This window comes from Bacillus sp. JK62, from assembly GCF_053663455.1.
This window is the reverse complement of the sequence record NZ_JBSJQA010000009.1, coordinates 86,605-101,845: the sequence shown is the minus strand read 5'-3', so window position 1 is coordinate 101,845 and position 15,241 is coordinate 86,605. Positions and strand designations below refer to the sequence as shown.

At 41.7% G+C, this 15,241-nt stretch carries 13 protein-coding genes and 2 pseudogenes; 7 read left to right on the top strand and 8 right to left on the bottom strand.

Translation table 11 applies throughout. The features are described 5' to 3' along the window. Together ACWJJ4_RS18775 and ACWJJ4_RS18770 are read left to right on the top strand one after the other, a co-directional pair. Window positions 1-752: RNase A-like domain-containing protein (locus tag ACWJJ4_RS18775; protein ID WP_454021870.1), on the top strand; the 752-nt coding region annotated here is incomplete at its 5' end. Between the two features lie 16 nt (window positions 753-768). After that, window positions 769-1,059: a contact-dependent growth inhibition system immunity protein gene (locus ACWJJ4_RS18770; RefSeq protein WP_015417243.1), complete on the top strand. Its 291-nt coding sequence runs from the start codon at window positions 769-771 to the stop codon at window positions 1,057-1,059. Between the two features lie 548 nt (window positions 1,060-1,607). Here the strand turns inward: ACWJJ4_RS18770 and ACWJJ4_RS18765 are convergent. Genes ACWJJ4_RS18765 through ACWJJ4_RS18755 form a run of 3 tightly spaced genes read right to left on the bottom strand, consistent with a single transcriptional unit; the run spans window position 1,608 to window position 3,019 of the window. After that, entirely contained in the window at window positions 1,608-2,081 is a 474-nt protein-coding gene (locus ACWJJ4_RS18765) for a protein-export chaperone SecB (RefSeq protein ID WP_063174604.1), read from the bottom strand. A gap of 17 nt (window positions 2,082-2,098) precedes the next feature. Further along, window positions 2,099-2,389: a hypothetical protein gene (locus tag ACWJJ4_RS18760; protein ID WP_063174603.1), complete on the bottom strand. Its 291-nt coding sequence runs from the start codon at window positions 2,387-2,389 to the stop codon at window positions 2,099-2,101. 12 nt (window positions 2,390-2,401) lie between these two features. After that, window positions 2,402-3,019, bottom strand: coding sequence for a hypothetical protein (locus ACWJJ4_RS18755; protein WP_063174602.1), 618 nt, complete (start codon window positions 3,017-3,019; stop codon window positions 2,402-2,404). A gap of 469 nt (window positions 3,020-3,488) precedes the next feature. Between ACWJJ4_RS18755 and ACWJJ4_RS18750 the strand changes: the two genes are divergently transcribed. The 4 genes and pseudogenes from ACWJJ4_RS18750 to ACWJJ4_RS18735 all read left to right on the top strand — a co-directional run. Further along, window positions 3,489-5,495 carry a T7SS effector LXG polymorphic toxin gene (locus tag ACWJJ4_RS18750; protein ID WP_454021869.1) on the top strand — a complete coding sequence of 669 codons (2,007 nt, stop codon included), beginning with the start codon at window positions 3,489-3,491 and terminating at the stop codon, window positions 5,493-5,495. Between the two features lie 4 nt (window positions 5,496-5,499). Further along, the gene (locus tag ACWJJ4_RS18745) at window positions 5,500-5,985 is read left to right on the top strand and encodes an antitoxin YezG family protein (RefSeq protein ID WP_069473184.1); all 486 of its coding nucleotides are present in this window, start codon (window positions 5,500-5,502) and stop codon (window positions 5,983-5,985) included. A 13-nt stretch (window positions 5,986-5,998) separates the two neighbouring features. Further along, window positions 5,999-6,262: pseudogene (locus ACWJJ4_RS18740) on the top strand (TIGR01741 family protein); the annotation flags it as partial. A gap of 33 nt (window positions 6,263-6,295) precedes the next feature. Beyond that, window positions 6,296-6,496: pseudogene (locus ACWJJ4_RS18735) on the top strand (TIGR01741 family protein); the annotation flags it as partial. A gap of 103 nt (window positions 6,497-6,599) precedes the next feature. Here ACWJJ4_RS18735 and ACWJJ4_RS18730 read toward each other — a convergent pair. Both ACWJJ4_RS18730 and ACWJJ4_RS18725 read right to left on the bottom strand, forming a co-directional pair. Then, entirely contained in the window at window positions 6,600-7,475 is an 876-nt protein-coding gene (locus ACWJJ4_RS18730; protein WP_003155719.1) for an ABC transporter permease, read from the bottom strand. After that, window positions 7,476-8,429 (bottom strand): ABC transporter ATP-binding protein, encoded by a 954-nt coding sequence (locus tag ACWJJ4_RS18725; protein ID WP_017419047.1) that lies wholly within the window; start codon window positions 8,427-8,429, stop codon window positions 7,476-7,478. Window positions 8,430-8,780: 351 nt separating this feature from the next. Between ACWJJ4_RS18725 and ACWJJ4_RS18720 the strand changes: the two genes are divergently transcribed. Next, on the top strand, window positions 8,781-9,230 hold the full coding sequence (locus ACWJJ4_RS18720) for a hypothetical protein (RefSeq protein WP_327969583.1): 450 nt from the start codon (window positions 8,781-8,783) through the stop codon (window positions 9,228-9,230). 154 nt (window positions 9,231-9,384) lie between these two features. On the opposite strand, the gene rlmD is transcribed toward ACWJJ4_RS18720, so the two are convergent. From rlmD to ACWJJ4_RS18705, 3 genes are all read right to left on the bottom strand, one after another. Beyond that, window positions 9,385-10,770 (bottom strand): 23S rRNA (uracil(1939)-C(5))-methyltransferase RlmD, encoded by a 1,386-nt coding sequence (gene rlmD / locus ACWJJ4_RS18715; protein WP_454021868.1) that lies wholly within the window; start codon window positions 10,768-10,770, stop codon window positions 9,385-9,387. Between the two features lie 147 nt (window positions 10,771-10,917). Continuing rightward, the gene (locus ACWJJ4_RS18710; protein WP_020955460.1) at window positions 10,918-11,829 is read right to left on the bottom strand and encodes a diacylglycerol kinase; all 912 of its coding nucleotides are present in this window, start codon (window positions 11,827-11,829) and stop codon (window positions 10,918-10,920) included. Window positions 11,830-11,981: 152 nt separating this feature from the next. Next, the gene (locus tag ACWJJ4_RS18705) at window positions 11,982-15,125 is read right to left on the bottom strand and encodes an efflux RND transporter permease subunit (RefSeq protein WP_454021867.1); all 3,144 of its coding nucleotides are present in this window, start codon (window positions 15,123-15,125) and stop codon (window positions 11,982-11,984) included. Window positions 15,126-15,241: the final 116 nt, after the last annotated feature.

The window sequence follows — 15,241 nt, the reverse complement described above, 5'->3', positions numbered from 1 at the left end:
ACGCCATCGGGAGCATCGTCGGACTAAAAGGTTCCGGCTCAGCTGTAAAAGTATCAAGCAAGCTCGCCAAAACAGGTGCCGCCAAAGTGGATAACGTCTTGGAAGCCGGTGAAAAAGCGGCTGCAAAACATGTAAAAACCAGGATTGAAAAAGGAAAAAATTATATCAATTCCGTTTCTAAAAATAAGTACCAACCCGCGCTTGCCGGAATAGGCCAGGATATTGAAAATACTCACAATGTGAAGAATACGCCTTTATTGAAAAGTATTATTGAAGATCAGAAAGAAAGTGTTCTCAGTAAATCTGTGACTTCTGACAATAACGGCATACATAGTGTTAAACAAGGAGACAGCAGTCCTCTCGCACCGGGCGGGGGTTTAGCTGCTCACGAAGCAAAAGGCGGACACCTTATAGAAAGGCATGTTGGGAAAACAGATAAAGAATTAATAGAAAGACTGAAAACTGATCCTAACCCACATATTACAGCTTCATCTACTTTTAAAGATAGGGCTACCGCTGAAAGAATTGCTAATTCAGTTTTAAACGATCCAAAAAATATAAAGAAAATCGAAAATTGGATTGATGATCCTAAAAAACCTAAATTAATGTTAAGATACAAGGGCGATGGAGAAATAATCGGCAGAAGTGTATCAAGAAATTCAGAACTAGTAGAAAACGTTACAAACGCAAAAATTATACTCAAAAAAGATAATAACGGTAACTTTATCCTTACAGGATATCCAACCAAATAGAAAGAGAGGAAGTATCATGGATGAAAGGTATGATTTCTTAGATGAATTAGAAAATTTTTTAGGTGCAACATTTCATCAAGATATCCAATCCCCTGAACACGCCTTAGACGAATTTATTGAGGAAATTAGTAAAGAAGGTTTGCTATTTACAGTAAAGTATTGCGAAGAGTTTCTAAATAGCGATCTAACTAAAGAAGAAAAGGAAGACATTATAAAGTGTAATGCAGAAATATATTTCCCGACAATTGGCTTACCACCTATAGAATGGTTGAAAAGTGTAATAGAACAACTAAAAGAAGCTATTTAAAAGAAACACTGAAGGCCCCCATTTTATGAGAGGGCCTTTTTATATTGATACCGATTTTTTGGCTTTTTTATCCGGATAGAAATCCAATACCGACAGTGCGGTTTGGATCTACTTGACGGCATCACCAGCTGAACTTTTCAACTATTTTGATCCTAAAAAGAAATACGGCCAATAAATTTCGAGCCAAAAAATCAAGTTCGCCCACAGTTTGCGAACAACTTACGAATTTGATAAACCGGCTATATTAAAAGAAAGTAAAAAACCCTTGCTACGCAAGGGTTTCGGCTATGATTCCGACTGGGCTCGAACCAGCGACCTCTACCCTGTCAAGGTAGTGATTATCTTCTGATACAAACAGACGTTTTATTTTGAAAACCTTATTTTATAATGTTTGCTGACCAGCCTTTCTGGTATTCTTTTTGAACAAATGGGTTCCCAATTCGTCCCCAACGACCTCCAAACCAATTCATTCAAAAATGAACTACCGGCGTAAACGATTGAAGTTTTAAAAAAGGGAAAATGGATATAAAGCTTACATTTAGGTAAGCTTATTTTTCGATATCCTCATAATACTCACTATCTATCAATAACTCGTTTAATTCTTTGTCTCGAATAAACTCATTGAAGTTAATAGTTGGCAGTATAATCGGATTATGATTGCTTTTACTAGTTAAATCTGTAAGCACCGATCTTAGATAAGGATATAAAATTGCTGAGCCATTGATGATTGTGAATATTTGATAATCATCAATTTCATATTCTTCTTGGTTGAAATCTTCACTATTAAAACAAAAGAATCCCCTTAAAATCACTTCCGCTTTAAATGGAAGATTACCTTCCTCTTGACCTATCCTAACACCAAAAATAAGATTGTAATAAGATGGATCATCTATTGATTCGGTTTTATAAATTAAAAACTCAGGAGTTAATTTAGCTGAATCCTTACTAAAATCAAAATTATATGTTCTTTCATAATTTAATGTATCTACTTTATAACCATTGAAAGTAATAATACCCTTCATATTTACACCTCTATATATTAAGCAACCTTATCAGCATCACTGCTGACTTGAATATCACATGTAGCGTCATTAATGACATAATTAATTCGATCATGATTTTCCCACGATACATTATACTTCTCAGAAACCTTGGACCATTTGTCTTCTTCAGGCTTTGAAACACCTAATGCTTTATACAAGGTTTTTTTATCAACGACATTAACTGTTCCTTCTTCATCTCTAATAGTAAAGTCAGTTTTATCTAAGTCGTAACTCACTCCATACAATTCTGCAATTTCTTTTACGATTGAATTGACATCCTTGTTCATTTTCATCGCTCCTTAACCTAAAAATTGGCTGTTAAAATGCAATCTTTTAGGTTGTTTATATTCATTAGGATATTCAACTTCTTTAGATTTAATACATTTTTGATTTTGAATTCTTATTTGTGTTTCCTTGTAGTGAATATTTAAAGGAATGACTTTTCGATCAAAGAAACCTGTATTTACTTTAGCATATGAAGGCTTGTGATTTCTTGCCTCGAATGTTTTTTTTACTACATTAAAATCACATAATCGAGTTAGCAAGTCCAATATAATACATCGATTTATATGCTCATCTTCTGTAAAGTCAAATTTTTGTATAGTATCTTGATGCTCATCAACACATTTAAAGAATAAGTCAACTCCTTCAGTAGAGTCTAAATCTAAAACCTTAGTATCCTCTTCTTCTATAGTTGCTTTTATTATAGCAACCGAACTGGTGATTTTCTTTTTTTCTTGATCTGTTTTTGCATTTTTAGTTATAAACCATTGAGCAAGTTTTTTCTCTGTATAAAAATACGTTCCTTGCCCCAACCAATGATTTCTTCTGATTTTCGGTTTAAAACCCTCTTCTAGTATGTTATCAACAGCAGTTTGAAATGTGCCGTGATAGCCTACAATTTTTTGATTGCCCATTTAATTACACCTTTTATTCCAGTGATTTTAACTGATATAAGCCAATAATAAATCACCATGTAATTTTTGTAAATAGAAAAGTTCTTTGGGCACATCTACTTCTTTATCCATTTTCCCTTTACGAATATATGGCAAACATATGACAAACCCCACTCTCATACATTAAGGCTATTCGTTGCGTGTCTTATTACTTCTTTAGAATTTGAACATGCATAAGCAATGCAATTGTCTTAATCTTTTTGATCAGCTTGAGCTTTTCGAATGAATACAATTCGAGTGTTGGAGTAATTCCCAGTTCTATCGGTTTATTATCTTCAAACCCACTTCTCAAATGCTTAACCACACAAGGATAAACACAATGACACGGGTCAAATTATTCATTTTCCTTTTTCGGATCGCATATCAACCTTTTTCTTTATTCTTCCATGGTAATATCTTGTTGAAGTATTTCGCATGAAAGGATATGGTCATGAAAGTTTTCGAAGCAACCACCCTCCTGGCCGCCGCCAAACAGCGCGCGGGTGAATACAAAAAACTGCGCGGTCAGATGGTTAATCTGAAAAAAGCGTTTCAAGGCATGGCTGATCTTGGTGACGGCGATTTCTCTGGTCGGGGCGCAGATAACATCAAAGCTTTTTTCAAGGACCACGCCGGCGTTACTGACAGCTGGCTTGATCTGATTGATATGAAAATCGCATTTCTCACAAGCCTTCCCGGCAAGGTCGAAGATGCCGGACTTTCCAGTTCGCATGTGGAGGAATCTTTCCTGGAGCATGAACTCACCCACGCCCTCAGCAAATCAAAGGCGATGATGGAAGGGCAAAAAAAGGAAATGCGCTCCATCCTCAGTGAGATCGATGACATCATCTCGCTTGATCTGTTTTCAACGGAAAGCACAGATCAGAAGTTTTCTTCAGCTGACAAAAAAAGAAGCGAAACGATACATAAACTCGGCAAGCTCGATCACGATCTATCGAAAGAATACGCAGAAACCGAAGCGAACGAACAGTTCATCCAAGCCGACTTTGAGCAGCTTCAAAACGCCACAGGCAAAGGAAAAAACGCCACGCCGCTTCACTACAACGCCAAGGCGTACCGTGAAAGCGACATCCATAAGAAAAAAGGCGAGATTGCAAGACATTCGGATGCTTATTTGAAGATGAAGAAAGAGGAAGCGAAGGAACGAGAGATTGAAAAACTGAAAGAAAGACTGAAAAACTACGATTATGCGAATGCTGATGAATTCTACTCAATGGCCAAAACGATCGGCTATAAAAACCTGACAAAAGAACAGCAGCGCTACTTCACTCAAATTGAAAACACGCGTGAACTTACAGACGGTTTCAAAGGCGTTGCCGTCGGCCTTTATGATTCCGGAAAAGACGCGGTCACTGGCCTATGGGATATGGTCACAGATCCGGGCGGAACGGTTGAAGCCATTACAGGAGCGGTGGCTCACCCGATCAAGACGTATGAAGCCATTTCAGCGGCAATCGAAGAATCGTACCAAAAAGACATGGTGAATGGCGACACCTACTCCAGAGCAAGATGGGTGTCATATGCAGTGGGCACCGTTGTGACATCAGTCGTCGGCACAAAAGGCGTCGGTGCCGTCTCAAAAACAGGCACAGCCGCCAAAGTGACAACCAAAGTCAAAACAGCAGCAAGCAAATCCGCCGCAGCACAAAAAGTGATAACGGTCTCAAAACAAACCGTTGATCACATCAAACAAAAAGTAAACACAAGCATGGAAGTATCAAAAAAACGTGTCAAAACCAAGTTAAATCAAATTGGAGATCTCACCCTGGCTGATATTCTCCCGTATCATCCGCGTCACGACTTAGTGCCGGCGGGCGTGCCTTACAATGCAGTCAACGGGGTCACACTTAAAGAGGGACTGCAGAAATTCGCCAAGGTCATCCTGCCGAAACCGTACGGAACCTCCGCAAGCGGCAGACGGACACCGGCACCGCATGTACCGCCGGTAACGGTCAAATACGGCGAGCATTTTGCGAAATGGACCAGAAAGAAAGTATTGAAGCCGAATGTCATTTACAAAACAAAAGAAGGCTACACATACACGACTGACAACTATGGTAGAATTACAAGTGTCAAAGCAGACTTGCAGCTGGGAGAAGCAAAACGCAACCAATATGCACAGTCAAAAGCAGGTAAACCAGACCGTCTGACAGATGACGACGGAGGCCACCTAATCGCCACCCAATTCAAAGGCTCAGGCCAATTCGACAACATCGTGCCGATGAATTCTCAGATTAATAGGAGCGGCGGCAGATGGTATGAAATGGAGCAAGAATGGGCAAAGGCTCTTAAAGAAGAACCACCGCAAAAAGTTAACGTTAATATAAAAGCCATATATAAAGGTGATTCACTAAGACCAGACAAATTCATCGTTAAGTACAGCATTGGAGATGCTGATTTCGAAAAAGTAACAATAAAAAATCAATCTGGAGGTTGAGATCATGGACACACCAAAAATGGGTGAATTGTATCAAAGAATAGCAAATCAGATAAATGAAATGATTCCATCAGAATGGGAAAAAGTATATCTTTACGCCGAGATATTAGAGGACTCTTCCGAAGTATATTTTTATTTTAATATACCGGGCGAGAGTGAATTCTTATATTCACATAACATTCCAGACCATTTTAATGTAAGCGAAGATATCTATGATGATTTATTAATCGAACTTCAAGAATCATTCGAAGAATTACGCGAAGAGTACAAGGAAAATAATCCGCAAATTTGGACAAACTTGACTTTGAAACTAGATAGGACAGGCCAGTTTTCTATAGATTATAACTATGAAGATGTAATTGCTTCAGAGCTAAATGGATCTCAAAGAAAAGCTATTTGGGTGTATAAAAACCTGGGTTTACTGCCAAAAAGGAAAACGGTCAGAGACTTTTTAGAGGATTATATTAAGACTAACGAAGGAAAAATTTAAATTAGTTTCTGATTACGTTAGTTTATTAATTGAACTTCAAGAGTTATTCGAGGAGTTAAGATAAGAATTTAAAGCAAATAACCCAGATTGTTGGACCAATTTAACGCTTAAACTAGAGAATACCGGTAAATTCTCAATTGACTACGATTACACCGATGTCATCGCCTCAGACTTAAACGGAACACAACGGCAAGTGGTATGGGAATATCAAAACTTGGGGATTTTGCCTGAAGATGAGGACGATAAAGAATTTGTAATAAACTACGTCGGTCTATAAGTCAATAATGGCTCAGCACTTCCTTGCTGGGCTATTTTTTATAACTACATCATACCTTGTGAATGGGCAAAAATATATCTTTATGCAGAAGTATTAGATGACTCTACCATGGTTCTCTTTCACTTCAAGACACCAAAAAAACGTCAACTGATTTATTCGCAAGATCTACCAGCCTGATACAGTGTAAATAAAGATATCTTCAACACTTTTTTAAGAGAAATCCGAGAACTTTTTTAGGAATTAAGAATTGAGCACAAAAAGAATAATGATAAACAAAACAGGCAGCATCCAGTAAACGGATGCTGCCTGTTACATCGTTATGTATCGTCTGAAGAAGTCATTTATTTTGTTTTTTAAATATGAAAATAGATATGACGGTAAATATAATGGCTGTAATGACAATGACCCACAAGCTCGCAGCCGTACTGATAAAATGGCCGTTTAACTTGTAGACGATCCCGTAATGCTTTTCATATTCCTGTATTTGGTCCGCAGAAGCATGTTTAAATACTTTATCAACTGAGTCTGTCATAAACGCTTTTCTGAACAGAACGGCGGTGTGGCTGATAGGGAAATACATAATAATCTTCTGCACAAACACCGGTACGCCGCCGATCGGCACATATACTCCGCATAAAAAACCGATGGCTGTTCCGACAATCGTACTTAACGTCGAAAATGCATTTTGTGTGTGAATAAACAGCGTTAAAAATAAATTTATGGAACTTGAGAGTGCAACTGAAAGAATAATGATCCCCAATACTTCAAGTATATCTGTACCGCTTAAAAGCTTGCTGCCTGTTGAAACGAGAAAAATTTCACAGCCTAAAAAGGCGATGAAAGAAAAGATCAAGCCGATGACAAATGAATGAATGACATAGCTCAATTGGATGGTCGCCCTTGATAAAGGAGCTGTTAAAAAGTCATACGTTCTCTTGCTTTCTTTATCTTTCACCATAATTCCGAAAGCGCCTAAAGTCGTTGTCACAGCTGTAATGGACAGCAATCCCGCCACCATCCATTCGTTCACCATTGCTTTGGAATCATCTGTCGAACCGACCAGGGCCTTAATGGCGTCCAGCTGTGTCTGCTGTAAGAACACGGCATATAACAGAATGACGATAAATACTGACAGCAAAGAAAGAAGCAAAAGCGTTCGATCACGGAAGTATATTTTTATATTTCTGCTGATTAAACTGGATAAAGACTTCATTTATGCAATGCTCCCCTTTACTGGCAAACTGCTTCCTTGTTCTTCGATAATATGGATAAACACATCATCCATATTCCCTTTAATCACCTCAAAAGATTCAATTTTTCCTTCAAGACCTTTCAAAATGTCAAACGCTTGGAGAGTGGACTCTACACGAAGGGAATAAATAGAGTTTTTAACCGTAAAATCCAGTTGTTTATTTTCAAACCATGCAGTCGGATCAACGCCTTGCTTAAACATCATATGCAGACTGTCAAACGCATATTGATCTTTCAGCTGACTTGGTGTACCCTCTGCGATCAGGCGTCCTTCTTTGATGACCACAACGTTATCAGCCACAGCGGCCTCCTCCATGTAATGGGTCGTTAAAAAGATCGTCATGTTTGTTTCTTCCTGCAGCCTTTTAATCGCATTCCAAACAAATACTCTCGTTTGCGGATCAAGACCTGTAGTAGGCTCATCTAAAAATAATATAGTCGGTTTATGGATGATGGCACGGGCAATATCCGCTCTTCTTCTTTGTCCGCCTGACAAATCGCTGTATTTTTTCTCCTTAATATCATCCAATTTTAAATAGTCTGTTACAAACTGATAGTTCTCTTGCACTTGTACCTTGCTTAAATGATAATATTGTCCGCGGTTCATGATATTTTCATAAACGGTCAATCGTTCATCCAAAATGCTCTCTTGGAAAACAACTCCGATCTTTTTGCGGATATGATTATTCTCTTTCCCCTCACCAAGCGTATAACCGTCTATTACCACTTTTCCGGATGTCTTTTTAATCAGCGTACAGAGAATATCGATAGTGGTCGATTTCCCTGCACCGTTCGTTCCCAGAAATGCAAACAGCTCGCCGCGTTTGACAGAAAAGGATACCCCTTTCACTGCTTCAAATGATCCATATTTTTTGCGCAGATCGGTTACTGTAATAATGTCTTGTTCTTCTCCCATTCTGTTCACCTCGAAAAGTAAGATTCTATACCGTTGTTCACTAACTTTATATCGTCATTCCCGCCAGGATTTTCTCATTTTTATCCAAATTTATTATCTTTTTATAAATAATTATCTTGATTATAACGATATAATTTATTATTTTCGGGTTTTGTTATTGGATTTAGGGATCGGTGGATTTTCTATACAAGGGGATCACTATTGATTTTGCAGGAAATTTATACATGCTGTATTCAATAAACTCTTTATCATTAAAAGGGTTTTTATTGGTTAAGAATTTCAATACTATTTAAAATTCCTATTTGTAACCGAAATACATACTATCTTAGAACATTAAGAAAGGAGAACGTAATGGAAACATGCCCTTATTGTGCAACTTCAATTCAAAAGGATAATCAGTATTACTGTAGTTTTTGCTTAATGTACATACATAATGTTCAGAGAGATGGCAAACGTGAAATCATAGATTATCGTGAGCATACTTCTGAATTAGATTTGGATAAGTCTACACCAGAACTAATGACTCTGCCAACAATTGAATTATTTCATTTACTGCGGCTCTCAAGAAAAATACGTAAACAGAAGTATGATCAGCTATATAAATCTCGACTTGAATCAGAAAGTGTTCAAATCGCAACGGATAATTACCAATATTACACAAAGAAAATGTATATCATAGAGAATATATTAAATAAACGTCTGGGTTACATCCCGGATAGGATAGATAATGTATTTCTTAAGAGTTATTTAGAAAAAGTAATGATTAGTAAGGAGAAAAAACAAGATATGAAAGTGTATTAAAAAAGCTGCCCCTCTAGAGTGAATATTAATAAAGAGATGTATAGAAAGCTATATTATAGACGTTAACCAAACATCTTCTGGTACTCCTCTCATGTCACGAGTTCGTCCTGAATACAAAAAAATGCGGATTAAAAAAGGCAACCATCCCTAAGGGTTAGTTGCCTTCTCTTAATTCCAGCACAGCCACACACTCCACATGATTCGTATGCGGGAACATATCCACCGGCTGCACTTCGAGCGTCTGATATCCGCCATCCTCAAGCACCCGCAGGTCTCTTGCAAGCGTTCCTGGATTACAGGACACGTACACCACCCGCTTCGGTTTCATGTCGATGATTGTCCGCAGGAGGGCTTCGTCGCAGCCTTTTCTTGGCGGGTCGACGACGAGGGTGTCGGCCGTGATGCCTTCTTCGTACCAATTTGGAATGACGGTTTCCGCTTCTCCGACTGCGAATTCCGCGTTTGTGATGCCGTTCAGCTCAGCGTTGCGTTTCGCATCCTCGATGGCTTCCGGCACGATTTCGACGCCGTACACTTTTTTCGCCTGCTTTGCAAGAAATAGAGAAATGGTTCCGATGCCGCAGTAGGCGTCGATGACGGTTTCTTCTCCTTGAAGCTCCGCGTACTCAAGCGCTTTGTCGTAGAGCACTTTTGTCTGTTCCGGGTTGACCTGATAGAATGATCTGGCGGAGATGGCGAATTTGACGTCTCCGATGAGGTCGTAGATGTATTCTTCGCCCCAGATGACGTTTGTTTCGTCCCCAAAGATGACGTTTGTTTTATTTGGGTTGATGTTTTGCACGATCGATTTGACGTGCGGGAATTGCGCCGTAATGTCTTCGATGATCTTCGCTTTGTGCGGAAAATCGCTTGTTCTAGTGATAAAGACGATCATCATTTCGCCCGTGACGACGCCGTATCTGACCATGATGTGGCGGAGCCAGCCTTTGTGGCGTTCTTCGTTATAGGCTTTGACACCGTATGCTGCACAGATGTCTTTGACGGCTTGGACGGCTTCATCGTTTTTGGATTGCTGAATCAGGCAGGCGCTCATGTCGATGATGTCATGGCTTCTTTGCTGATAGAATCCGGCGACGAGTCCGCCTTCTCTTTCTCCTACCGGCACCTGCGCTTTGTTTCTGTAGTTCCACGGGTCTTCCATGCCGAGCGTCGGGTGCACGGTGACGTTTGAGAGGGCCAGCTTGCCGATCCGTTCTAAGACGTCTTTGACTTGTTTCTGTTTAAACAAGAGCTGGCCTTCATAGGTCATGTGCTGAAGCTGGCAGCCGCCGCATTGCTTGTAGATCGGGCACGGGGCATCCGTTCTGTGCGGGCTTTCTTCCTTCAGCTCGATCAAGCGGCCGAAAGCGAAGCCTTTTTTGACACGTGTCACTTTGATTTGCGCTTTTTCCTCAGGCAGGGCGTTCGGCACGAAGATCGGGAAGCCCTGAACCTTTGCGACGCCCGCTCCTTCATGCGTCAAATCCTCAAATGTCACGTCATAGTATTCATTTTTTTCTATCGGGGGTTTCATTTTCATCTATAATCACCTCTCGTTTTACCAAAAGCCTTGTTTCAGCGTGCTGGCAAACCTTCAAATTCAATGTCAGCCTTCAAAGGTTTCCGATCACGCTGAAAAGATGACAAAATCCTAAAACGAATACTGTTTTAGGATTTTGTCAGCGTATTAGTCATCCAGCTGTTCCGCTTTCTCCTTCGGCATGATGACGTGAATATGCCGGTACAGATTCACGAATTCGCCGGGCAGCATGCCGCCGTATTCGCCGTCCAGGTTCAGCTGCATCTTTTCCGATACATTGACTTTCACACGGTTCGCTTTTGTGTAAATAATGTGCTGATCGTTAATATGATCGCCTCTGAGCGCCATGCTCGCGACTCTGATAAACTCCGCGAGATTGGCTTTTTTCAAAATAATTAAATCAAACATGCCGTCATTCAGGCTGGAATCAGGGGCCAGCTTCTCGAATCCGCCGACCGAGTTAGTCAGCGTCACTAAAAACAGCATAATTTCGCCTTGAAACAGCTTGCCGTCATATTCAATCTCGACTTCTGTCGGTCGAAGTGAAGGCAGCATTTCCATTCCCTTTAAATAATAAGCAAGCTGGCCGAGCATCGTTTTCAGTTTGCTTGGCACATCGTACGTCAGCTCCGTCAGACGGCCTCCTCCGGCGATGTTGATAAAATACTGACCATTCACCTGTCCGATGTCGATCGGGCGGGCTACGCCGTTAATGACGGTATCAGCGGCATTCAGTATATTCTCTCTCGGAATGCCCAGCGCTCTGGCGAAATCATTTGTCGTGCCGACCGGAATGATGCCGAGTGTCGGGCGTTTGTCTAACGGCGCAAGACCGTTGACGACTTCATTAATCGTTCCGTCTCCGCCGGCTGCGATAATCAGGTCAAACTCCCGCAAAGCGGCTTCTTTTGCGGCGTGGGTGGCATCCCCCGCGCATGTGGTGGCATGGGTGGAGGTTTCATAACCGGCTTGTTCAAATTTTTGCAGGACCTGGGCAAGATTTTTCTTGAAAAGCTCCCGTCCTGAAGTCGGATTGTATATTATGCGTGCACGTTTCATTATCTCATCATCCTACTTAAGAGTATCCGATCCATTATTAACACTAACAACCTTTAATTATACTATGACTTGAGAAAATCGCAACAATATGTACAGGAATTGCCAGAAGAAAAAAGGCCCCGGCTCCGTTTAAGGAGCCAAGGCCCGCTGTCTTACTCTTCTTCCGTTCCAGGTTTTTTCTTACGGAATTTCGCTAATACTTCATATACGATCGGCACAATCAGAAGAGTCAGCAGAGTCGAACTGATTAAACCGCCGATAACGGTGACACCGAGTCCTTTAGAAATGACTTGGCTTCCGCCTTCAAAGCCCAATGCCAATGGAAGCAGGGCGCCGATTGTCGCGATCGCCGTCATCAGAATCGGACGCAATCTCGTAGAGCCGGCTTCCAGGAGCGCTTCTCTCGTCGATAGGCCTTCCGCTTCTTTATGGATGACGCGGTCAATTAAGACAATCGCGTTTGTGACGACGATTCCGATCAGCATCAGCATACCGATCATGGCATTCAGACTGACCGTCTCTCCGGATACATACAGTCCGACTAATGCGCCGATGACTGTAAACGGAAGCGAGAACAGAATCGCAAACGGCGCTAATGCTCCGCCGAACGTGATCACAAGAACGAGGTATACGATGGCGATTGCGGCAAGCATCGCTAACCCGAGTTTCGTAAAGGAATCTGCAATATCCGCTGATACACCGCCGGTATCAATCGATACATTGTCCGGTTTATCCAGTTTGTCAACTTTCTTTTGAACGGCTGATGACACCTTCGTGACGTTGTCAGAAGTGACGGTTGCCGTTACGTCAGCGTACACTTTGCCGTCGCGTTTGGAAATGGTATCAGACGTCGTGCCGTTTTTCACTTTCGCCACATCGCCGATTTTTACTTCTTGGCCTGCAGGCGATGTGATGGTTTTATCCTCTAATTCTTTTACACTCTTATACTGGTCTTTTTCTGTTTTGATGTTGACGTCAAGCTCTTTGCCGTCTTTTTTCACCGTTGTCAAAGGAGACTGTGACGTTTGGGACATCAGGGCTTGGGAGATTTGCGAAGCCGTCAGACCCTGCTTGCTGAGTTTCTCCTGGTCAGCGACGAACGTGTACTCATCATATGTGCTGGAAAGGCCTGAGTTGATGTCTTTCAGATCCTTCTCCTTTTTCATGATGCCTTCGATGTCTTTGACCGTGCCTTTAATATCAGACTCTGAATCTCCGTACACATAGTACGTTAATTCGTTGTTGTTGCCTGACGAACTGAAATTTTGTGATTTCCATTCGCCGCGGCTCGATGTTTTTTTGATTTCTTTTAAGACATTGTCTTTTTCTTTGTCAAAATCAGGCGTGTCATCCTCGTATTTCACGTAGAACAATGCGCCGTTTGAACTTCCGCCGAGCGGACTTTGCGAGCCTAAAGAATACTGAACGGTATCGACATGTTTGCGTTTAAGCAGCATGTCTTCCGCTTTTTGGGCAGCTTTTTCAGCTTCGCTTTTCGTTTCGCCCGGTTCAGGCGTGTATGTGAGCTGCATCGTTTTGTCCGCTTGCGCAGGCAGGTAGCTCGCGCCGATCAGAGGTACGAGGAACAAACTGCCGACAAGCATCAGAACCGCGATGATAGATGTAATCCATTTATGGCTTAATGACCAATTCAGCACTTTTTTATAGAAATTGGCCAATTTGCCCGGCTTATGCTCTTTCGCTTTAACAGGCGCGCCTGTGAGCGATTTTTTGAATAAGCTGTGCGCAAGCATCGGCACCAGTGTGATCGAAATCAACAGTGATGCGGCAAGCGCGAAGACGATTGTTAAGGCAAACGGCATAAACAGTTCGCCGATCTGTCCGCCGACCATGGCAAGCGGCAGGAATACGGCAATGGTTACGATCGTTGATGACATGATCGGTTTAAACATTTCTTTCGTCGCTTCACGCACCAATTGCTTCCCGCGTAAAGGTTCATCTTTCAGCCTCATGCGGCGGTAAATGTTTTCGATCACGACAATCGAGTCGTCGACTACCCGTCCGATGGCGACCGTCATCGCACCGAGCGTCATTATGTTCAATGTGACATCAAGCTGATTCAGCACAAGAAGCGCAATCAGCAGTGACAGCGGGATGGAAACGATAGAAATCATCGTTGATTTAATATCTCTTAAGAATAAGAGAATGATCACGACCGCAAAAATCGCGCCGAAAATCGCTTTGCTTAACATCGTATCCACTGACTCTGTAATCGGCTCTGCCATATCAAGAGTCGAGCTGTATTTGAACCCTTTATGGTCTTTTTTGTATTGATTCAGTTCATCTTTAATCGCATCGGCCACTTCTACCGTGTTGGCGTCATTGGCTTTTACGATATTAATTCCGATGCTGTCCTTTCCGTTCGTGCGGGAAATGGATTCAGCTTTTTTCACATCTTTAATGTCGGCAATGTCAGAAAGCTTGACTGTCGGCACCCCTGCTGACGCGCTTTGCTGTGCCTGCTGCATAGCCTGAGCATCCGCCGCAGATGCCGCACCGGCTCCGCCCGCTTGACCTTGAGCGGCAGAAGAAGATGTGACCGGAATTCTCATCTCTTTCAGATCTTTAATTGACGTAATATTTCCGTTAACGACAACTGATTTTTCTTTGTTGCCGAATGTGTACAATCCAAGCGGCGTATTGACGTCAGAGCCTTGGATCACTTTCTTGACGGTATCTTCATCAAGTCCGTACTCTTTCATTTTTTTGTCTTTGAAAGAGAATTCCACCTGCTCTTCCTGCTGCCCGGAAACTTGTACGGACGCAACGCCCTGAATGCCTTCAAGCTTAGGAACGAGAGTGTTTTCCACATTTTTAGTCAGATCTTCAAGCGAGCTTTTGCCGCTTGTCACACTGAGCGTCAAAATCGGGAAAGAGTTGAGACTGTAACGGGAAATGTCAGGTTTTTTCGCGTCATCAGGAAGGCTGACACTGTCCAGCGCTTCAGCGACTTCGGTTTTCGCCTTGTCCATATCCTTGTTGTAATCATATTCAATCATAACCGATGAGACGTTTTCAGAGGATGTGGACGTTACAACGCTCACTCCTTCTAAATTCTGCACCGCCTGCTCGATCGGTTTTGTCACGTCATCCGCAACTTGACTCGGAGCAGCTCCGGGATAAGTCGTATTTACTGAGAGGTAAGGCATGTTGACGTCCGGTATGGATTCCTGCTTCATATTCATACCGGCATACAGCCCTGCTACAGTAACGATAATCGTCATCAGCCAAACTGCGAATTTGTTCTTCAGTACAAAGTTAATAATGTGGTTCATCATGTCCTCCGTTAATTTTTATTGACTGACTGGTCATTCTATATAATACTAAACGGTATAACTCAACATCGTCAACTAATAAGGCAGTAAATTTTTCTAAATTTTTCAGGATTAAG